The organism is Phytobacter massiliensis JC163 (genome assembly GCF_000321045.1).
GTDB lineage: Bacteria > Pseudomonadota > Gammaproteobacteria > Enterobacterales > Enterobacteriaceae > Phytobacter_A > Phytobacter_A massiliensis.
Genome location: NZ_HE578946.1, coordinates 427,556 through 447,673, shown reverse-complemented (window position 1 = coordinate 447,673; position 20,118 = coordinate 427,556). Strand labels below are relative to the sequence as shown.

Sequence of the window (20,118 nt, the reverse complement as noted above, 5' to 3'; positions counted from 1 at the left end):
GTCACTCCCCTTCTGAAAAAGCCCTCCGATTGTCATCGGGGGGCTTTTTTATTTTAAAAGAAATTAATTCACATTAAAAATAAGAAACTCAAAACCATCATTTTTAATAATACCAACTTATAAAAGAGATATATCAAAAGTCTTTATATATTCTGAATTTTAAAGCGAAATAGCAATAAATGTGCAATCAGCTTGGTTTAGGAATAAAAACCATTGTATTTTGATCGACTCAATACCTCTGCTTTTAGCTATAAAACAAAAGAAGCACTTTATTTTTGCATTATTTTAATGTTTTTATTACATGGAGTTGTTATGAAAAAGATTTGCAAATGGTTAACCGCTTTTGTTGTTGTCGGTGCATTAGCTGGCTGTGCGCGTACCGCGCCTATTGATAATATTCAGACCTCTGTTGGCGCAGGCTATAGCGAAACTCAGGTCAAAAACGCCATTTTCAAAGCGGGCGTTGAACGCGAATGGATTATGAACGAAGCCGGACGTGGCGTTATCAAAGCCCGTCAGCAAAGCCGCGACCACGTAGCAGAAGTCCGCATCAACTACTCCGCGTCGGGTTACACCATTACTTATGACAACAGCCTGAACATGCAGGCTTCCGGCGGTAAAATTCACCGCAATTACAACCGCTGGGTCAATAACCTCAATAAAGATATTCAGGTTAACCTTTCCGCAAGCGCTATCAAATAAATACGCTTAAGCCTGGCCCCAATCGACCGGGCCGGGCCTTTTTATTTTATTGGGCCAGGAGCTGCCCAACACCCTTTTACTCGCCCCGGACAGGAAGTCATGTATACCAAGGATACCCTCAGCGCACTGGATGCGATTACCGAAGCCCAGCGTATTGCCTTTGCGCCAATGCTTTTTCAAACCGCGCTTTGCCTGCGCAACAGCAACGTACTCTCTTATCTTGATAAACAGGGAAAAGCGGGGGCCACGACAGAAGAAATAGCCGAAAACAGCGAATTAGATGAATATGCCGTTGGCGTTCTGCTGGATATGGGGCTGAGCGGTCGCATTGTCACCTACCAGGACGGGCGCTATTTCATGGCCAAAGTCGGCCATTATCTGCTGCATGATGCCATGACGCGGGTGAATATGGATTTTACCCAGGACGTTTGCTATCAGGGGCTCTTCTATTTAGCAGAGTCGTTACGGGAGTCAAAACCCGCCGGGCTGCGCGTTTTTAACGACGCCAAAACCATTTATCCAGTGCTGTCGCAACTGCCTGATGAGGTGCGCCAAAGCTGGTTCGCCTTCGATCACTACTATTCAGACGGCGCATTTGACGCGGCGTTACCCTATGTTTTCGCCCACGGTCCCGCCACCCTGTATGACGTGGGCGGCAATACCGGTAAATGGGCGCTGCGCTGCTGTGAATATGACCCGACGGTTGCGGTAACGATTCTCGACCTGCCGCAGCAAATCGCCCTGGCGCGCCCCAATATCGAAAAGGCGGGGTTAGCGGAGCGCATCCGTTTTTATGCGGTCGATATGCTAAGCGAAACGCCGCTCCCGGCGGATGCCGATATCTGGTGGATGAGCCAGTTTCTGGACTGCTTCTCGCCGCAACAAATCGTCGCCCTGCTTCGCCGTGTCGCCGCGGTGATGAAACCCGGCGCGCGGCTCTGCATCCTGGAGCTGTTCTGGGACGCGCAACGCTTCGAGGCCGCCTCCTATAGCCTTAACGCCACCTCGCTCTACTTCACCTGTATGGCTAACGGCAACAGCCGTTTTTATAGCGTAGAGAAATTTTACCGCTATCTGGAAATGGCCGGATTCCGCGTCGCGCAGCGCGTGGATGGGCTGGGTGCCGGGCACACGCTGATGGTATGCGAAAAGTATTAATAACGCGGATACGGGTTGATGGAATTTGAGTTAACAGTGATCGACTGGCAGGCCAGAGCGCCAGGGCTTGGCGAAGTGTCGCAATGGCGGCAATGGGCGCAGCAGCCTTACGCTATCGACCCGCACGCGCCGCAAGCGAAACTCGTGGAGCTGCCGATGATGACGGCGCGACGGTTGAGCTCCGGCAGTAAACTGGCCGTCGAATGCGGCCTGGCGATGCTGCGTCGCCATGCTATTGACGCGGTGGTTTACACCAGCCGTCATGGCGAACTTGAGCGCAATCACAGCATCCTGCAGGCGCTGGCAAGGGAGCAAAACGTCTCGCCGACGGATTTTACCATGTCGGTGCACAATGCGTCGGTCGGCAGCCTGACCATCGCGGCGAAGCAGCCGCTGGTCTCGTCTTCGCTGTCGGCGGGTATCGATACTTTTCAGCAGGGGCTGTGCGAAGTGAAGTGCCTGCTTCAGGCCGGTTATCAGCGCATCCTGATGGTGGATTTCGACGGCTTTTTGCCTGAGTTTTATCATCCGTCGCTGCCGGGGAGCATGCCCACCTGGCCCTTTGCCGTCGCGCTGGTGCTGGAGTCTGGCCGCGCGCTGCGCTGCGAAGCGCTACCGGGTAGCGAGAGCGAAGAGCCGCCGCTGCCGCAGAGCATGCAATTTTTGCAGCACTACCTCGGCGAAAAGCGCGAGTTTACCCTTCAAGGCGAGCGCCGCCAGTGGCGCTGGAGTCGGCAATGAGGGGCCTTGCCAGCATACTGAGCCGCCTGTGGCGCATCCCCATGACGGGGCTGTGCTTTGTGCTGTTTGGTGTGGGCGGCGTACTGCTCTCATTAACCTGGTTCAACCTGCTGACGCTTTTCGTGCGCGACAAATGCGTCAGGCGGCGCGTTGCCCGACGCAGTATCTCCCTGAGCTTTCGCTTTTTCCTGAGCGTAGTGAAGTACCTTGGGCTACTGGACATACAAATCCATGACGCAGAGAGCCTGCGGCGCGAACGGGGCTGCCTGATCGTCGCTAACCACCCCTCCCTTATCGACTATTTGATGCTGGCTTCGGTAATGCCGGAAACAGATTGCCTGGTAAAGAGTTCGCTGCTGCGCAACCCCTTTGTCTGCGGCGCGATCCGCGCGGCGGATTACCTGGTGAACAGCCAGTCGGAGACGCTGTTGCCCCAGTGTCAGCAGCGTCTTGCCAACGGCGACACCCTTCTGATCTTCCCGGAAGGCACCCGCACCCGGCCAGGTGAAAAAATGACGCTGCAGCGCGGCGCGGCCAATATCGCCGTGCGTTGCAACCGCAACGTGCGCATCGTCACCATCCATTGCACCGAACATATGCTGGGCAAACAGTGCAAGTGGTATGACGTTCCCCCCACCAGGCCGGTGTTTACTGTCACCCCCGGCGAGCAGGTGGCGATTAGCCGCTTTAGCGACGCTCCCGGACAGGAGCCTGCATTAGCGGCAAGGCGGCTCAATCAGTACCTTTTGCAGCAATTACAAAACGTTAAACCACCCATGGCAGGACTTAATGATGCAAGCGCTTTATCCTGAAATCAAAAATCTCATTATCGATACATTAAACCTCGACGAGCTGACGGCGGACGATATTGACGCCAATGCGGCGCTGTTTGGCGATGGCCTTGGCCTGGACTCTATCGATGCGCTGGAGCTGGGCCTGGCGGTGAAAAACCAGTACGGCATTGTGCTGTCGGCAGAAAACGAAGAGATGCGTCAGCACTTCTATTCGGTTGCCACGCTGGCCTCCTTTATTCACTCACAACGCGGCTAAGAGTCATTTATGTCAGAACATAACGCTATTTATCTTGAGGTCTCGGGCCTGTTAACCAAATTGTTCGACGTTCCGCCAGAGACGATCACCCCGCAGGCGCGCCTGTACGAAGACCTGTCGCTGGACAGCATCGACGCCGTCGACATGATTGTTCATCTGCAAAAGAAAACCGGCAAAAAGATTAAGCCGGAAGCATTTAAAGCCGTTCGTACCGTCCAGGATGTGGTGGACGCGGTTGCACAGCTGTTGCAAGAAGCGTAAGGGTGCGAGCTTTGCAAGCGCTGGCGGGGCTAAAGCGAATGTCGGGGGCGGCGATCCTTGTCTGGCCGTTCGCCATCTGCTTTGGCTTACGCTATGACAGCCTGCGCTGGATCCTGCCGATCATGATCCTGCTGCTGGTTCTGCGCCTTAGCCAGACGCGGCAAAAAACAGGGCCGATGCGCCCGGTGCTCCAGCGCATGGCGCTAGCGGGCATTGCGCTGTGCATTGCCAGCTGGCTGCTTAAAACCCACCAGCTGCTGCTCTTCTACCCGGTCGCCGTGAATGGTGTCATGCTGGCGTTGTTTGGCAGTTCGCTATGGAGCGCGATGCCGCTGGTGGAGCGGATCGCCCGCTGGCGCGATCCGGCGCTTTCGCCCACTGGCGTACGCTATACCCGGCGCGTGACGCAAATCTGGTGCCTGTTTTTTATTGGCAACGGCGCAATGGCGCTTTTTACCGCGCTGCATGGCGACATTACCCTGTGGACCGCCTGGAACGGCGTCATTGCCTATCTGCTGATGGGGGCGCTGATGGGCGGCGAGTGGTTGGTGCGCCGCCGGGTTATGGAGCGCGACAGATGAACGCGCCGCTCCCGTTAAAGCAGTGGCTTAGCCCCGCCCGTCCTGATGAAACGCCCATTGCCTGGGGCGACAAACAGCGCTGGACGCTCGGGCAGCTTCGGCGTGATGTCGCCCGGCTACAGGCCTGGCTGCGCCAGCAAAACGCGCAGCGCTGGGCGCTCTGCTTTGATAACAGCTATCTCTTTATCGTCGCGCTGCTGGCCACGCTGGGCGCGGGGAAAACGCCGGTGATACCGGGCCATCGCCGTCTGGCGCTGCTTGAAGAGCAGCAGGCGCTTTTTGAAGGGCTGCTGAGCGACGAGCCGATGAGCTGGCAGGGGCCTTTTCACTGCGTTACGTCCTCGGACGCGGCTTCCCCGCCCCCCTGGCGGCAGAGGCTATCACTGATAGCCAGACCCTTGAACTCTTTACTTCTGGTTCAACGGGCCAGCCCCGGCGCATCGTCAAAAGCATCGCCTCGCTGGATAGAGAAGCCGGGCTGCTGGCCTCTCGTTTCGCCGGGCGGCTTCACCACTGTCGGGTGGTCGCGTCGGTGATACCGCTGCATCTGTACGGCTTAACGTTCCGTATTTTTCTGCCGATGGCCCTTGGTCTCCCTCTTCACGCAGAGACGATCCGCTATGCCGAGCAGCTCTCCGCCCTCAGCGACCGCTACCGCTATCTGTTTGTCAGCAGCCCGGCGTTTTTAAAGCGCCTGGATCATCGCCTGACGCCGCCCCGGCTTGCCATGCTGCTCTCCGCAGGCGGGGCGATGGGCCAGCAAGAGGCGGCGGCGGCGCAAGCATGGTGCGGCATCTGGCCGGATGAGATTTACGGCAGCACCGAAACCGGCGTGCTCGCCTGGCGTAGCCGTGAGCACACATCCTCCCCGTGGCGCCCTTTTCCTGGCGTCGTGTTCACCGCGCGGGAAGAGAGTTTCATCGCCCATTCGCCGCTGATCGACAGCCCGGAAGGGGTGCAGCTCGACGATATTCTGCATTTTGACGCCAGCGGCGCGTTCCATCTGGCTGGGCGTCGCGGGCGGGTGGTGAAAATCGAAGAGAAACGCATCTCCCTTTGCGATGTTGAGGGTCGCCTGCTGGCGCTGGACGGCGTGCGCGATGCGGCGGCGCTGTGCGTGACGCGCAACGGTCGGCAAACCGTTGGCGCATTGCTGGTGCTTGACGATACGCAGCCGGAGGCCTGGCAGGGTCAGCGCGGCAGAGCGTTGCAGCTTAAGTGGCGTCAGGCCCTGCGCCCATGGCTTGAGCCCGCGGCGATCCCGCGCTACTGGCGGGTAGTGGATGCCATCCCGGTTAATACAATGGACAAGCGTGTCTACACGCAGCTACAGGAGTTGTTTAATGAAACCGCGTGAAATGGCGCGTCAGTCGATCTCCCCCGAAGAGATTGCTGTAGTGCTGCATATCTCCCCTGACCTCGCCTGGTTTAAAGGCCATTTCGCCGTGCAGCCGCTGTTGCCTGGGGTGGCGCAGCTCGACTGGGTGATGGGCTACGCCAGCGCGCTGCTCGCCCCCGGCTTTCGTTTCCACAGTATTCAGAATGTGAAATTTCAGGCTCCCCTGCTGCCGGGCAATACGGTCTCGCTGACGCTACGCTGGCAGGCGGCGCAACAAACCGTGACCTTTGTCTACGAACGCCTTGATGGCGACGCGCGTCATGCCGCCAGCAGCGGGAAGATCCGTCTATGCCGGTAGCGTTTTCCCCCTGCGTGGTGATCCCTTGCTACAACCACGGCGCGATGATGGCGCAGGTACTGGCGCGCCTGGAGCCGTTTAATCTGCCCTGTTTCGTGGTCGATGACGGCAGTGAGCCGCAGACGAAACAGACCCTGGAGCAGCTTGCCGCCCGCCACGACAACCTGCGGCTGATCAGGCTGGCGCAAAACGCCGGTAAAGGCGTGGCGGTAATCCGGGGGCTTGACGCGGCGGCGAAGGCCGGGTTCAGCCATGCGGTACAGGTTGACGCCGACGGGCAGCACGCCATTGAAGATATTCCCGCGCTGCTGGCGCTGGCCGCCAGCCATCCCCATGCGCTTATCTCCGGCCAGCCGGTCTATGACGATTCCGTTCCGCGCTCCCGGCTGTATGGCCGCTGGGTAACACATATCTGGGTGTGGATAGAAACCCTTTCCCTGAGCCTGAAAGACAGTATGTGCGGTTTTCGCGTCTACCCCGTCGCCCCGACGCTGGCGCTGGCAGAGCGCGCCAGCATCGGCCAGCGCATGGACTTCGACACCGAAGTGATGGTGCGTCTGTACTGGCAAGGCACGGAAAGCTACTTCGTGCCCACCCGCGTCACCTACCCGCAGGATGGCCTTTCGCACTTTGATGCCCTCAAAGATAACCTGCGGATTTCGCTGATGCATACGCGGCTCTTTTTCGGCATGGTTCCACGCATTCCCGCCCTGCTGACCCGCCGTCGCCACCGGCACTGGGCCGAGCAGCCAGAGATAAAAGGGCTATGGGGAATGCGCCTGATGCTTGCGGCCTGGCGGCTGCTGGGCAGGCGGGCGTTTGCGCTGCTGCTCAGGCCCGTCGTGGCGGCCTACTGGTTAAGCGCCGCCACCCCGCGTCGCGCTTCACAGGCGTGGCTTGCCCGCGTGCGTAGTCAGCTGGCGGCGCAGGGCCGCCCCGTCCCTCCTGCTCTGAACAGCTTTGCCCATTTTGTCCGCTTTGGTAACGCCATGCTGGATAAAGTCGCCAGCTGGCGCGGCGAGTTGCAGCTGGGCCGCGACGTCGTCTTTGCCCCCGGCGCATGGGAGGCGATGGATGCCGCCTCGGCACGCGGGAAGCTGCTGCTGGCCTCGCATCTGGGGGATGTGGAGGTCTGCCGCGCGCTGGCGAAGCTGGAGGGGGTAAAAACCATCAACGCGCTGGTTTTTAGCGACAATGCGCAACGTTTTAAGCAGGTGATGGCGGAGATGGCCCCCCAGGCAGGGCTGAATCTGATCATGGTTAACGACATCGGCCCGGAGACCGCCATGCTGCTGCGTCAGAAGCTCGACGACGGCGAATGGGTGGCTATCGTCGGCGACCGAATCGCCGTTAACCGCCGGCCCGCCCGCGAACATCGCGTGGTCTGGGCGCCGTTTATGGGCCAGCCTGCCCCCTTTCCGCAGGGGCCGTTTATTCTTGCCGCGCTGCTACGCTGCCCGGTGGTGCTGATTTTCGCGCTCCATCAGGCCGGGCAGCTGCATATTCACTGCGAAAGGTTCGCCGACCCGTTGCCGCTGCCGCGTGGCGAGCGTCAGGCGGCGCTTGAGCAGGCGGTGGCGCGCTACGCCGCCCGGCTCGAACACTTCGCGCTGCTCTCTCCGCTGGACTGGTTCAACTTCTTTGATTTCTGGCGGCTGCCAGACGACACCGAAAAGGAATAAAGGTGCTTAACGATCCCCGTTTTACAACCGAAGTAGAGCTCACCGTCCCGTTTCACGACGTCGATATGATGGGCGTGGTCTGGCACGGTAACTACTTCCGCTATTTTGAAATTGCCCGCGAAGCGCTGCTCAATCAGTTCAATTACGGCTACCGGCAGATGAAAGCGTCCGGCTACCTGTGGCCGGTTGTGGACACGCGGGTGAAATACCGTGACGTGCTCACCTTCGAACAGCGCTTTCGCGTGCGCGCCACGCTGGAGGAGTACGAAAACCGCCTGCGAATCGGCTACCAGATTTTTGATGCCGCTACCGGTAAACGCACGACGACCGGCTACACCATTCAGGTGGCCGTTGAAGAAGCCAGCCGCGAGCTGTGCTTCACCGCCCCGCCCGTGCTGTTGCAGTGCATGGGGGTGGCGTAATGAGACTGTGGCCGCTCTTTCTGCTGCTGTTAAGCCCGTGGGTCAGCGCCATGACGCTGGACGATCTCCAGCAGCGTTTTACCGCCCAGCCGGTGATCCGCGCCCATTTCACCCAGACCCGGCAGATTAAAAGCCTGCCGCAGCCCCTGCACTCCGAAGGGGAGATGCTGCTGGCCCGCGGCGAGGGGCTACTCTGGCAACAGCGCGCCCCCTTCCCCATGCTGCTTATCCTCGACGATACGCGGATGGTGCAGGCCATCGACGGTCAGACGCCGGAGGTGATTACCGCTGCGTCAAACCCGCAGATGTTTCAGTTTAACCATCTGCTGCGGGCGCTGTTTCAGGCCGACCGCAAGGTGCTGGAGCAAAATTTCCGCATTGAGTTTGCCGACATGGGCCAGGGGCGCTGGACGCTGGCGTTGACGCCAACCACCACGCCGCTGGATAAAATTTTCGCCACTATCAGGCTGGCTGGCGCTGACTACCTTGAGTCCATCACGCTTCTCGACAAGCAGGGCGATCAAACCGCGATTGCCCTTTCTCAACATCGTATAACCCCTGCCCGGCTGACCGAAGATGAACGCAAACGTTTTGCCACCCGCTAAAGCGCGCGGGGCGCTGCTGGCGTGGGCCTGTGCCTGTCTTGCTATGCTCGGCGTGCTGCTGATGCTGTTGCCGCAGACCAAAATAAACAGCAGCGTGCTGGCGATGCTGCCAAAACAGATGCTGGGGACAGTTCCGCCTGCGCTTAACGATGGTTTTATGCAGCGGCTTGACCGCCAGCTTGTCTGGCTGGTCAGCCCCGGCAAAACCGCCTCGCCGGAGGTAGCTGAACGCTGGTATCAACAGCTGCGCGCGCTGCCGCAGCTCTCCCAGGTGGCAGGGCCGATGGACAGCGCCAGCCAGCAGGCCTGGGGGGCGTTTTTCTGGCAGTACCGCACCGCGCTGGTTGACGACGCCACCCGCGAACGTCTGCGGGACAATGGCGCGAAGCAGGCGCAGTGGATCCTGTCTCAGCTCTATTCCGCATTCTCCGGCGTCAGCGGCAAAGAGCTGCAAAACGATCCGCTGATGCTGATGCGCGGCTCGCAGCTGGCGCTGGCGAAACAGAGCCAGCGTCTGCGCCTGATGGACGGCTGGCTGGTCACCCTGGATGACGACGGCAACTACTGGTATCTGCTGCATGGCGAACTGGCGGGTAACTCTTTCGATATCAGCCAGGCCCACCAGCTGGTTGACGAGCTATCAGCCCAACAGCAGGCGCTTGTGCATGACTACCCGGCGGCCCGGCTACTGTCACGCGGGACGCTGTTTTACAGCGACTATGCCAGCCAGCAGGCGAAGCGTGATATCTCGACCCTCGGCGTGGCGACCCTGCTTGGCGTGATAGCGCTGATTGTCGCGGCCTTCCGCTCCGTGCGCCCGCTGCTTCTGTGCCTGCTGTCGATAGCCGTCGGCGCGCTGGCGGGCACCGTCGCCACCTTACTTATCTTCGGCGAGCTTCACCTGATGACGCTGGTGATGAGCATGAGCGTCATCGGCATCTCTGCGGATTACACCCTCTACTATCTGACCGAGCGCATGGTGCACGGCGCACAGGTATCGCCCTGGCAAAGCCTGATCAAAGTGCGCAGTGCGCTGCTGCTGGCGCTGGGCACGACGGTCGCGGCGTATCTGATCATGATGCTCGCCCCCTTCCCCGGCATTCGGCAGATGGCGGTTTTCGCCGCCTGCGGCCTGAGCGCCGCCTGCCTGACCGTTATTTTCTGGCACCCGTGGCTGTGCCGAAACCTGCCGGTACGCCCGGTTCCGGCCATGACGCTGATGCTGCGCTGGCTGGCCGCCTGGCGGCGCAGAAAAGCGTTGCAGCTGGGCCTTCCCATCGCGCTGGCGCTGGTCTCCCTGGCCGGTCTCGCCACGCTGCGCATTGACGACGACATCTCCCAGCTCCAGGCGCTGCCGCAGTCGATTCTGACCGAAGAGAGAGCGATGACCCGCCTTACCGGGCAAAGCAACGATCAGAAGTGGTTTGTGGTGTACGGCGCAACGCCGGAAATGACGCTAACCCGGATGGAGGCGTTTGTCCCGGCGCTGGATGCAGCTCAAAAAGAGGGCATCATCAGCGGCTATCGCACCATCCCGCTTAATTCGCTGGCGCGCCAGCAGCAGGATCTGGCGCTGTTACAGCAGGCGCTTCCCGCCGTGGAGCAGGCCTGGCAACGCGCCGGGTTAAAAATGACCGCCCCGGACCTGCGCGCCACGCCACTGACGGTAGAGACCTGGCTTGCCAGCCCGGCCAGCGAAGGCTGGCGGCTGATGTGGCTAAGCCTGCCGGACGGCACAAGCGGCGTGCTGGTGCCGGTCAACGACGTGAAAAAAAGTGATGAGCTGAAAATCATGGCCGCCACCCACCCTGGCGTGGCCTGGGTCGATCGCAAACAGGCGTTTGACTCGCTATTCGCCCACTACCGCATCGTCCTGACCGGATTGCTGGCGGCAACGCTCGCGGTTATCGCCTGCGGCGCGATGCTGCGCCTCGGCTGGCGCAAAGGGCTGGTTAGCGTGGTTCCCTCGCTGCTGTCGCTCGGCTGCGGCCTGGCGGCGCTGTCGCTAAGCGGGCAGGCCGTTAACCTGTTCTCGCTGCTGGCGCTGGTGCTGGTGCTGGGCATCGGCATTAACTACACGCTGTTCTTTAGTAACCCGCGCGGTACGCCGTTAACCTCCCTGCTGGCAATTAGCCTGGCGATGCTGACCACACTACTGACGCTCGGCATGCTGGTGTTTAGCGCCACCCAGGCGATCAGTAGCTTCGGCATTGTCCTCGTCAGCGGCATCTTCACCGCCTGGCTGCTTTCACCGCTGGCCATGCCCACTAAGAAAAGAGAAAAACGATGAAAATCAAATTGCTTATGAGCGCAACGGTGCTCTGCGCCACGCTGCTGGCTGGCTGTAGCCACACCACCCGCCAGAGCGATGGCCGCCCGCAGGCCTGGCTGCAGCCCGGCACGCAGGTCACGCTGCCCGCGCCGGGCATTACCCCTGCCATCAACGTGCAACAGCTTTTAACGGGGACGTTCAACGGCAAAAGCCAGTCGCTGCTGGTGATGCTCACCGCCGACGAGCAAAAAATTACCCTGGCCGGTCTCTCTTCCGTTGGCGTGCGGCTGTTTTTGGCAACCTATGACGCAAGCGGCCTGCGCACGGAACAATCGATTATGGTGCCGCAGTTGCCCCCCGCAAGCCAGGTGCTGGCCGATGTGATGCTGAGCTACTGGCCGGTCGCCGCATGGCAATCGCAGCTACCCGAAGGGTGGACGCTTACCGACCAGGGCGACAAACGCGAGCTGCGTAACCCGCAGGGCCAGCTGGTCACGGAGATTACCTACCTGCAACGCAAAACGATGCGCCAGCCGATTAGCATTCAGCAGCACGTTTTCCACTACCACATCACGATTCGCTATCTGGGTGACTGACATGATTTATATCTCAGCGGTCGGAACCATCAGCGCGCTGGGTAAGACCGCCGCCGACACTGCCGCCAACCTGATATGCGGCAAAGCGCCCGGCATGCGGCTGCGCGAAGGCTGGCTGTCCGGCAATCTCAGCGCCGTTCTGGGCGGCGTGGATGATAACCTGCCCGCCATTCCAGCCTCTTTTGCAGACCACCACTCGCGCAATAACCAGCTTTTGCTGGCGGCGCTGGGGCAAATTCAGCCGCAGGTGGATGAGGCCGTCAACAAATATGGCCGCGAGCGTGTCGGGATCGTGCTTGGCACCAGCACTTCCGGGCTGGATGAGGCGGACAGGCATGTCAGCCTGACCCATCACCAGCAGCCCAGCCTGGCGTGGCGCTATCCGCAGCAGGAGCTGGGCGATCCCTCCCGCTTTCTTCGCCGCTGGCTGGGGCTGGAAGGCCCGGCATGGACCCACTCCACCGCCTGCTCCTCCAGCGCCCGCGCGTTAATCAGCGGACGGCGGCTGATTGAGGCCGGGCTGGCGGATGCGGTCATTGTCGGCGGCGCGGACACCCTAAGCCGGATGCCGATTAATGGCTTCAACAGCCTGGAGTCGCTCTCACGTACCCTGTGCCAGCCTTTCGCCCGCGACCGTAACGGCATTACCATCGGCGAAGGGGCGGCGCTGATGGTGCTGACGCGCGAACCGCAGCCCGTGGCGCTTTTGGGCGTCGGTGAATCCAGCGACGCCTGGCATATCTCCGCGCCCCATCCGCAGGGCGAGGGCGCCGTTCGCGCCATCAAACAGGCGCTGAGCGATGCGAAGCTTGAGCCACGTGACATCGGCTATATCAACCTGCACGGCACGGCGACGCCCCTTAACGACCAGGTGGAAGCCGGCGTGGTAAGCGCTATCTTCGGCCAACAGGTGCCGTGCAGCTCCACCAAACCGTTAACCGGCCACACGCTGGGGGCGGCGGGCATAATCGAAGCGGCTATCAGCACGCTCATTTTGCAGCACGGCCTTCCTCTGCCGCCGCAGGATTTTCGCGCATCGCCCATCGACCCTGCGCTTCCGGAATGCGGCATTCTCCGGCAGCCGCAGCCGCTACGCCTGCCCGTCGTTATGTCCAACTCGTTTGCCTTCGGCGGCAATAACGCCAGCATTATTCTGGGGAGAGTCGCATGAGCCGCTATCTTCCACCCGCCGACTATCTTCCCCATGAAGCGCCGATGGTGCTGCTGGAGGAGGTAATTGCCGTGAGCGATGAACGCGCGCATTGCCGGGTCACGGTGAACCGTCACGGCGTACTGGCCCCGTTTATTACCGCGGAAGGCGACCTGCCCGGCTGGTTCGCGCTGGAGTTAATGGCCCAGACGGTAGGCGTCTGGTCGGGATGGCACCGCCATCAGAGCGGGCAGCAGACCATCACGCTTGGCATGGTGCTTGGCGCGCGCGAGCTGGTGTGCGCACCGGGATACTTCCCCGGCGGCGACACGCTGGATATTGACGTCAGGCTGCTGATGCAGGACGACCGTTTTGCCAGCTTCGAGGGCGAAATACGCTCTGCTAAAGGGCATGCCGCCACGGGCCGGGTGAATACCTTCCAGCCAACGGCGGAGGAGCTCGCCTCGCTTTTTACTCAGGGAGAGAAACAATGAGCCGTTCAGTTCTGGTTACCGGCGCCAGTAAAGGCATCGGGCGCGCTATCGCCTGCCGCCTCGCCGCCGACGGGTTTGATATTGGCGTGCACTATCACCGCGACCGGCACGGCGCGGAGCAGACGCTGGCAGCGCTGGAAAGCGCGGGCGGTCATGGGCGGTTACTCTGTTTTGACGTCGGCTCGCGTGACCAATGCCGTACCGTTCTCGAAGAGGATATCGCCGTTCATGGCGCGTGGTATGGCATCGTCAGCAATGCGGGCATCGCCCGCGACGGCGCGTTTCCGGCGCTCAGCGAAAATGACTGGGACGCGGTCATTCACACCAATCTCGACAGTTTTTACAACGTTATCCACCCCTGCATTATGCCGATGATCGGCCTGCGCCAGGGTGGGCGCATTGTGACGCTCTCTTCCGTCTCAGGCGTGATGGGCAACCGCGGCCAGGTCAATTACAGCGCGGCGAAGGCGGGCATTATCGGCGCGACCAAAGCGCTGGCGATGGAACTGGCAAAGCGCAAAATCACCGTTAACTGCATCGCGCCGGGCCTTATCGACACCACCATGATCGAGATAGAAGCCGCGGCGCTTAACGAGGCGATGGCGATGATTCCCATGAAACGCATGGGCAAAGCCGAGGAGGTCGCCGGGCTGGCCAGCTATTTGATGTCGGATATCGCGGGCTACGTCACGCGCCAGGTTATTTCTATTAATGGAGGAATGCTATGACACGTCGTGTCGTCATTACAGGGATGGGCGGCGTGACTGCCTTTGGCGAAAACTGGCAGGATGTGTCCCGCCGTCTGCTGGCCGGGAAAAACGCCGTGCGCAGCATGCCGGAATGGCAAATTTATTCAGGCCTGCATACGCTGCTGGGTGCCCCCATCGACAACTTTACGCTGCCCGAGCACTACACCCGCAAGCGCATTCGCGCGATGGGACGCGTCTCTTTGCTGTCGACGCGCGCCACCGAACTGGCGCTTACCCAGGCGGGGCTGATTGACGATCCGGTGCTGACCAACGGGCAGACGGGCATTGCTTACGGCTCGTCGACCGGCAGTACCGGCCCCGTCAGCGAATTCGCCACCATGCTGACGGAAAAGCACACCAATAACATCAGCGGCACAACCTACGTGCAGATGATGCCGCACACCACGGCGGTCAATACCGGTCTTTTCTTGGCCTGCGCGGCCGGGTTATTCCCACCTCCAGCGCCTGCACCTCCGGCAGCCAGGCGATAGGCTACGCCTGGGAGGCCATCCGCCACGGTTACCAGACCGTGATGGTCGCCGGTGGGGCGGAGGAGCTTTGCCCTTCCGAGGCGGCGGTGTTTGATACCCTGTTTGCCACCAGCCAGCGCAATGACGCCCCCGAAACCACCCCCTCCCCCTTCGATCAGCACCGCGACGGCCTGGTGATTGGCGAAGGGGCCGGGACGCTTATTCTGGAAGAGCTGGAACATGCCAGAGCGCGCGGCGCTAAAATTTATGGCGAGATAACCGGTTTTGCCACCAACTGCGACGCCGCGCATATCACCCAGCCTCAGCGGGAGACCATGCAGGTTTGCATGGAGCAGGCGCTCGCCACCGCCGGGTTGAGCCCGCAGGATATTGGCTATATTTCCGCGCACGGCACCGCCACGGAGCGAGGCGATATTGCTGAAAGCCTTGCAACGGCCGCGATCTACGGCGAACAGGTGCCAATTTCTTCACTTAAGAGCTATTTTGGCCACACGCTCGGCGCCTGCGGCGCGCTGGAAGCCTGGATGAGCCTGCAAATGATGCATGAGGGGTGGTTTGCGCCGACGATTAACCTGACGCAGCCGGATGAGCGTTGCGGCGCGCTGGATTACATTATGGGCGAACCCCGCCGTATCGAGTGTGAATTCCTGCAAAGCAACAACTTTGCCTTTGGCGGAATCAATACTTCGTTAATCATCAAACGCTGGCCGTAAAGGTGCTACGCGTCGCCATCGGCAAAATAGCCTTGTTATGCGACGAGGCTCCGCGTCTGCTGCAACAGCAGGCAGCGGAGGGCGTCCGACGCGCAAGCTGGCTGGCGGGGCGGGAGCTGCTACGCAGAGCGATGGGGGTTACTGCGCTGCCTGATATGGTGACCGGCAGCAATGGCAAGCCCCATTTTAGCGACGCTTCGCCGCTGTGCTTTAACATCAGCCACAGCGGCGGCGATGTCGCGGTGCTGCTTGGCGACGACGGGGAAGTCGGGTGCGATATCGAGCGCGTTCGCCCGCGCAAAAACTGGCCTTTGCTGGCCGGGGCGGCGTTCAGCGAAAGCGAGCGGCAGACCATCGCCGCGCTAGCCCCCGCTGACAGGTTAGAGATGTTCTGGCAGATCTGGACACGTAAAGAGGCGATAGTTAAACAGGCTGCCGGTAGCGTCTGGCAGATGGACACTGCCGCCAGCGCCGGGCTGTTTGTCAGCCAGTACCGGATTGCCGACACGCTGTTGCTGGCGCTTTGTACGCCGCGGCCACACAGGCTGGAAAGAGATGATTTTCAACTCTGGGGATATGAAACGCCGGTAAGCATTGAGCGGCTGGAGCAGAAGACTGGAGCGGGTGACAAAGGTAAGACATACCGGTAAAAAACAAAAAATGAGTTATAACTTTTTACATCAACGTTCGCAGAGCTTCAAATCTCCTTTTTCCTAAAATTAGGACAGTAGAAAATACTGTCGAATTATAATATGCTTTTAAAACGTATACTCGTGATTTAAAAATTATTTTGTAATTATTAATAAATGTTTCCAAACCGTAGAGTAAATCAGGCTACCGCTTTCAAACCTGATGGGCGATGGTTATGTAAGTCCAACTCAGCATTGAGCTGAGCCGCCTCAATTTGCCTGATGGAAAGTAGACAATTATGATCATGTTCCGTAGCTGCTCTGGAGAAAAATCCCCGCTAAGCCTAGCACAGCCTGACTGATAACAAAGGATTTACCCCTCCAGGACTAAGCAAGTACCAAATCCGAGTGTGATTTTTCGGCCCCCATTGTGGAAATACTGTGATTTTTTACTCAAAAAATAAATTGTAGTTCATTCTCTATCTATAACAACGCGCCACCTTATTAAGGGTAGTATATCCTTCGAGAAGATATTTTCGCTCCAACGTTTCGAGAAGTGACCAACTTTTTTCTGTTCGTTTCGTTATCAACGTGCCATGTTCTGAAAAGATAAGACCTGAATAAGGTTTTACGGGCTCTCAACTGTTTTTGGCTAAAACTATTAGGTGGACAGATTGTAGGGCTGTTTCGCTCGTCGAGAAAAAGTCTGGCCTTGCTCGATTCTTTTCGCATTACTGCTATAGTTTATATACTTCCCTATTAAGTTGGGTAGTTGCTTGTAACCACTTAAAGTGTTCGTAGCCCGCAGACGAGCCATTTTTATCAATATTAACAAGCGCATAACAATAAATGTAATGATATGATCCTGGAGTTGGCATCATGACAAATTACATGTACTTAATTTACATTTTCGAAGAAAAAATTACTCCATGGCGCTTTGCCTTCATCATCAACCCTCACCTTGCTGTGCAAAGAATTAGAACGATGCCCTCCTCTTCGCTGAGCTCGATGTTAAGCCATCAGGACACACTTCAGTCACAAAGCGGCTCAAACCCCTACCAAGCTGGTCGGGACATACGCACTGTCGCCACCGTAGATCTTGAGCGAGGCACTATGGTGGCTATTGATCATAGTTTTCGTTTATGGTCACCAGCAACCGCTCTGTTCTTTATTGATGATGAGGGACGCCTTCAGGTTTATCGAGCGAATTTTGCTGATATCTATCCAATTAACTCCATCGTCCGTCGATATGAAGAAATGGTCAGCATATTTGGTAAGCGTCCCGCTCCAACAGATATTCCTGTAAGTCAACTTGCGCGTGCTGATAAAGCTATGCGAAGAGAAGAATCTACTGCGGGAAGTGATCGTAGTAGACGAATGAATGAGCCCACACGCCCACTTACAAAAGCCGAACGTTGGCAGGAGAGAAAAAATCTCATCAGTAAAGGCCAACGTAGCGTGTATCCTGATGCACAGACGGCAGCTAAACGGCTGACAGAAAATAATGTGTCGGTCGAAAAAGCCAGGCTTGCTCAGAACGTTTATGGACGGGCAGGGCAATCCATAAACGCAGTCGAAGCTATGCCTGATGTGCCGGAAGGCTGGATTGACATAAGCAATGATGAGGGAGCTCTGTCTAAAATGGGACTCACGTCCAAAATGCTGGCTGATAACTCTCTAGATCCTAATTTTTTCGCCCGTGTGTACGCCCCCGATGAATACGTATTTGGAAAAGATATGAATCCTACCGTGGTTTTTCGTGGAACGCGGCCAGATAAAATGGTGGACTGGGCCAACAATGCAGCTCAGGGAATGGGTCTCAATTCTCCTTATTATGACAAGGCGGTTTCCATTGGTAGTAAACTTGCTGACAGTGCTCAAAAAATCGATATTGCTGGCCACTCCCTTGGCGGCGGCCTAGCATCTGCTGCCGGGCTGGCAAGTGGTAAAGCAACCTGGACATTCAACGCCGCGGGGTTGAACAGTAGTACGGTAAGAAAATATGGCGGTGAACTTATAGGTGATGGTTCTTCAATATCTGCCTACCGAGTAAATGGAGAGATGTTGACAAAAGCTCAGGAAATAAGTTTTTCAGATCTTCAGGATGCTAATTTTGACACCTCGCTTTTCGCATTAAAAATCGGCATTTCAAATATATTGCCTGATGCCATAGGTCTACCTCAAACGCTACCAGGTGGAACAGGAAACATGCTGGATAAGCACGGGATGTCACAGGTAATAAATTGCATTGAGGCGCAAAAGGATGAGGATATTGGAATTATTAAAAACAGGGTTTAGCAAGCAAAAATTAGCATCCTTGATGCTATTCCCTTTTCTGTTTTTTCTTTTATCGGCATGTAATGACATGAAAAAAATAGATCCAGAAAAACATTTTGCGGGTGCGCAGCTTGTGCTTGCTAAAGCGATTGAGGCGGCAGATCGTAGTGCCGTTTTACGTCTGGCGAAAGAAACAGACCTGAATACGCCTGGCTCCGAGGACCTTACTCTACTTTTTTATGCGATTAATGAGTCAATTTACAATGATAACCCGCCCGAACGATTGGAGATTGTGTCAGATTTGGTTCGCGAAGGCGCTGATCCGCTACAACCACAGAGAAATATGCCAGGTAGCCCGGCGGAAGTCGCGGCAAAGGGCGATAAAGACATTTGGTTAAAAGCATTACTGGATGGAGGGATGGATCCTAACGCCCGCGATAAGCCTTATCATGTCCCGCTGATTTTCTCGACTCTCGAATCGAAAAACACAGCCACACTGGCTCTGATGCTTGAGCGCGGAGTTGATATTAATACAAAGAATTCACTCGGTGAAACACCACTGGTGGATGCCTTTTTCAAAGGCGACTTTGATAAAGTTTTCTTTCTGTTAGAGCACGGAGCCGATCCTAATCCAGTAAATAAGCAAGGCCGTTCCTTCAGGCAGATGGTGGACAGAAAGATCCATCAGGTAAAGGAAGGCAGTGACTATTACAATAACTTAAAAAAACTGGATGCTAAAATGCGCAGCCTCGGTGGTTGAATCACAGCTTAAACCGGCGCCTATGCTGAGTGGTGAAAGTCTGTCCTTTTAAAATATGAAACAGCGCTGCAATAGTGAACTACTACCGGCAGGGGTTGCCGGATAATTTATCCCGCTGCTACGCGTATTCACACCCATAGCGGCTAGGTGATAGTTGAAGCATGGCACCAGCCGGTTGTCATCTGGAAATCAATGCGACAGTTGCTGATTTATCAAAGAAAAGTACGGAAGACTTGAATCTGGAGCGGGTGAAGGGAATCGAACCCTCGTATAGAGCTTGGGAAGCTCTCGTTCTACCATTGAACTACACCCGCTTCGAGGTGTGACAGGCATTATAAACCTTACGCGTCGCCTGGCAAGAGACCAGGCGACTAAGCGGCGATTAATTAATCGCTTAGCATTTTGGCGGTGAGCCCTGCGGCGGCAGATAACGCAGCGGATCGATGGCGGTGGCCTTGTAGCGAAGCTGGAAGTGCAGCCGCACCGAGTCGGCGTCGCTGCTGCCCATGGTGGCAATTTTTTGCCCAATCTTCACGCTCTGCCCGTTATTGACCAGCAGCGTCTCATTGTGGGCGTAAGCGGTAATGTACTCTTCGCTATGCTTGATCATGATGAGGTTGCCGTAGCCACGCAGCTGGTTACCAACGTAAACCACCTTCCCTGAGCCTGCAGCGTAGACCGGCTGCCCACGGTTGCCCGCGATATCAATCCCTTTATTGCCGCCGTCCGCGTTGGAATAAGTCAGAATGACCTTCCCCGTGGTCGGCCAGCGCCAGCAGCGTTGCCCAACGGGTGGCCAGGAGGCCTGCGGCACGACGATAGATTTGGCCGTTTTTGTCGTTCTGCTCGCGCTTTTCGAAGAGGCGGATTTCGAGGTGCCATTCACCTTAAGCCGCTGCCCCACCTCAATGGTATAGGGGGGAGAGATATTATTCAGCCGCGCCAGCTCCTGGACGCTGGTGCCGGTCAGGCGAGAGATACGGTACAGCGTATCGCCCCGTTTCACCGTATACACATCCGTGCCGGAGGACTTACTGCCGGAACAGCCCGCCAGCAGTGCTACCATCAGGCAGATAGCAACGGGTAAT

Annotated in this window: 20 protein-coding genes, 1 tRNA gene and 2 pseudogenes; 21 read left to right on the top strand and 2 right to left on the bottom strand. The window is 57.7% G+C overall.

Translation table 11 applies throughout. From position 1 onward, the window contains the following. Positions 1 to 312: 312 nt before the first annotated feature. The 21 genes and pseudogenes from ENTHG_RS12565 (at position 313) to ENTHG_RS12465 (ending at position 19,030) form a co-directional block, all read left to right on the top strand. On the top strand, positions 313 to 702 hold the full coding sequence (locus tag ENTHG_RS12565) for a hypothetical protein (protein ID WP_044180166.1): 390 nt from the start codon (positions 313 to 315) through the stop codon (positions 700 to 702). A gap of 99 nt (positions 703 to 801) precedes the next feature. Continuing rightward, a complete protein-coding gene (locus tag ENTHG_RS12560) occupies positions 802 to 1,860 on the top strand; it encodes a methyltransferase (RefSeq protein WP_044180164.1) in 1,059 nt (352 codons plus the stop codon). A gap of 18 nt (positions 1,861 to 1,878) precedes the next feature. Then, on the top strand, positions 1,879 to 2,601 hold the full coding sequence (locus ENTHG_RS12555; RefSeq protein ID WP_044180162.1) for a beta-ketoacyl synthase chain length factor: 723 nt from the start codon (positions 1,879 to 1,881) through the stop codon (positions 2,599 to 2,601). Further along, on the top strand, positions 2,598 to 3,413 hold the full coding sequence (locus ENTHG_RS12550; protein WP_044180160.1) for a lysophospholipid acyltransferase family protein: 816 nt from the start codon (positions 2,598 to 2,600) through the stop codon (positions 3,411 to 3,413). The genes ENTHG_RS12555 and ENTHG_RS12550 overlap by 4 nt, the downstream gene beginning before the upstream one ends. Beyond that, entirely contained in the window at positions 3,394 to 3,651 is a 258-nt protein-coding gene (locus tag ENTHG_RS12545) for a phosphopantetheine-binding protein (RefSeq protein ID WP_044180158.1), read from the top strand. Before ENTHG_RS12550 ends, ENTHG_RS12545 begins: the two co-directional genes overlap by 20 nt. Positions 3,652 to 3,660: 9 nt before the next feature. After that, positions 3,661 to 3,912 (top strand): acyl carrier protein, encoded by a 252-nt coding sequence (locus ENTHG_RS12540; RefSeq protein ID WP_044180157.1) that lies wholly within the window; start codon positions 3,661 to 3,663, stop codon positions 3,910 to 3,912. Positions 3,913 to 3,950: 38 nt separating this feature from the next. Further along, positions 3,951 to 4,493 (top strand): COG4648 family protein, encoded by a 543-nt coding sequence (locus tag ENTHG_RS12535; protein ID WP_161624530.1) that lies wholly within the window; start codon positions 3,951 to 3,953, stop codon positions 4,491 to 4,493. Further along, a pseudogene (locus tag ENTHG_RS12530) lies at positions 4,490 to 5,850 on the top strand (AMP-binding protein). The gene ENTHG_RS12535 and the pseudogene ENTHG_RS12530 overlap by 4 nt, the downstream one beginning before the upstream one ends. Further along, complete coding sequence (locus ENTHG_RS12525; protein ID WP_044180153.1) at positions 5,837 to 6,190, top strand: ApeI family dehydratase; 354 nt, start codon at positions 5,837 to 5,839, stop codon at positions 6,188 to 6,190. Before ENTHG_RS12530 ends, ENTHG_RS12525 begins: the two are co-directional and overlap by 14 nt. Next, positions 6,181 to 7,872 carry a glycosyltransferase family 2 protein gene (locus ENTHG_RS12520; protein ID WP_044180152.1) on the top strand — a complete coding sequence of 564 codons (1,692 nt, stop codon included), beginning with the start codon at positions 6,181 to 6,183 and terminating at the stop codon, positions 7,870 to 7,872. The genes ENTHG_RS12525 and ENTHG_RS12520 overlap by 10 nt, the downstream gene beginning before the upstream one ends. A gap of 2 nt (positions 7,873 to 7,874) precedes the next feature. Then, positions 7,875 to 8,294: an acyl-CoA thioesterase gene (locus ENTHG_RS12515; RefSeq protein ID WP_044180150.1), complete on the top strand. Its 420-nt coding sequence runs from the start codon at positions 7,875 to 7,877 to the stop codon at positions 8,292 to 8,294. Beyond that, on the top strand, positions 8,294 to 8,899 hold the full coding sequence (locus tag ENTHG_RS12510) for an outer membrane lipoprotein carrier protein LolA (protein WP_044180148.1): 606 nt from the start codon (positions 8,294 to 8,296) through the stop codon (positions 8,897 to 8,899). The genes ENTHG_RS12515 and ENTHG_RS12510 overlap by 1 nt, the downstream gene beginning before the upstream one ends. Continuing rightward, the gene (locus ENTHG_RS12505) at positions 8,871 to 11,189 is read left to right on the top strand and encodes an MMPL family transporter (protein WP_044180146.1); all 2,319 of its coding nucleotides are present in this window, start codon (positions 8,871 to 8,873) and stop codon (positions 11,187 to 11,189) included. Before ENTHG_RS12510 ends, ENTHG_RS12505 begins: the two co-directional genes overlap by 29 nt. Continuing rightward, on the top strand, positions 11,186 to 11,767 hold the full coding sequence (locus ENTHG_RS12500; RefSeq protein WP_044180143.1) for a DUF3261 domain-containing protein: 582 nt from the start codon (positions 11,186 to 11,188) through the stop codon (positions 11,765 to 11,767). Before ENTHG_RS12505 ends, ENTHG_RS12500 begins: the two co-directional genes overlap by 4 nt. A gap of 1 nt (position 11,768) precedes the next feature. After that, the gene (locus tag ENTHG_RS12495; protein WP_044180141.1) at positions 11,769 to 12,938 is read left to right on the top strand and encodes a beta-ketoacyl-[acyl-carrier-protein] synthase family protein; all 1,170 of its coding nucleotides are present in this window, start codon (positions 11,769 to 11,771) and stop codon (positions 12,936 to 12,938) included. Further along, positions 12,935 to 13,411, top strand: coding sequence for a hotdog family protein (locus ENTHG_RS12490; RefSeq protein ID WP_044180139.1), 477 nt, complete (start codon positions 12,935 to 12,937; stop codon positions 13,409 to 13,411). Before ENTHG_RS12495 ends, ENTHG_RS12490 begins: the two co-directional genes overlap by 4 nt. After that, the gene (locus ENTHG_RS12485) at positions 13,408 to 14,139 is read left to right on the top strand and encodes a 3-ketoacyl-ACP reductase FabG2 (RefSeq protein ID WP_044180137.1); all 732 of its coding nucleotides are present in this window, start codon (positions 13,408 to 13,410) and stop codon (positions 14,137 to 14,139) included. Before ENTHG_RS12490 ends, ENTHG_RS12485 begins: the two co-directional genes overlap by 4 nt. Next, positions 14,136 to 15,364: pseudogene (locus tag ENTHG_RS12480) on the top strand (beta-ketoacyl-ACP synthase). The gene ENTHG_RS12485 and the pseudogene ENTHG_RS12480 overlap by 4 nt, the downstream one beginning before the upstream one ends. Positions 15,365 to 15,366: 2 nt before the next feature. Beyond that, a complete protein-coding gene (gene acpT / locus ENTHG_RS12475; RefSeq protein ID WP_071825873.1) occupies positions 15,367 to 16,014 on the top strand; it encodes a 4'-phosphopantetheinyl transferase AcpT in 648 nt (215 codons plus the stop codon). A gap of 858 nt (positions 16,015 to 16,872) precedes the next feature. Beyond that, positions 16,873 to 18,291: a Tle-like phospholipase domain-containing protein gene (locus ENTHG_RS12470; protein ID WP_425325300.1), complete on the top strand. Its 1,419-nt coding sequence runs from the start codon at positions 16,873 to 16,875 to the stop codon at positions 18,289 to 18,291. Further along, positions 18,266 to 19,030 carry an ankyrin repeat domain-containing protein gene (locus tag ENTHG_RS12465; RefSeq protein WP_237567481.1) on the top strand — a complete coding sequence of 255 codons (765 nt, stop codon included), beginning with the start codon at positions 18,266 to 18,268 and terminating at the stop codon, positions 19,028 to 19,030. The genes ENTHG_RS12470 and ENTHG_RS12465 overlap by 26 nt, the downstream gene beginning before the upstream one ends. Before the next feature lie 240 nt (positions 19,031 to 19,270). On the opposite strand, the gene ENTHG_RS12460 is transcribed toward ENTHG_RS12465, so the two are convergent. Next, a tRNA-Gly gene (locus ENTHG_RS12460) sits at positions 19,271 to 19,344 on the bottom strand. Positions 19,345 to 19,424: 80 nt separating this feature from the next. Then, positions 19,425 to 20,096 carry an amidase activator ActS gene (actS, locus tag ENTHG_RS12455; RefSeq protein WP_044180135.1) on the bottom strand — a complete coding sequence of 224 codons (672 nt, stop codon included), beginning with the start codon at positions 20,094 to 20,096 and terminating at the stop codon, positions 19,425 to 19,427. Positions 20,097 to 20,118: the final 22 nt, after the last annotated feature.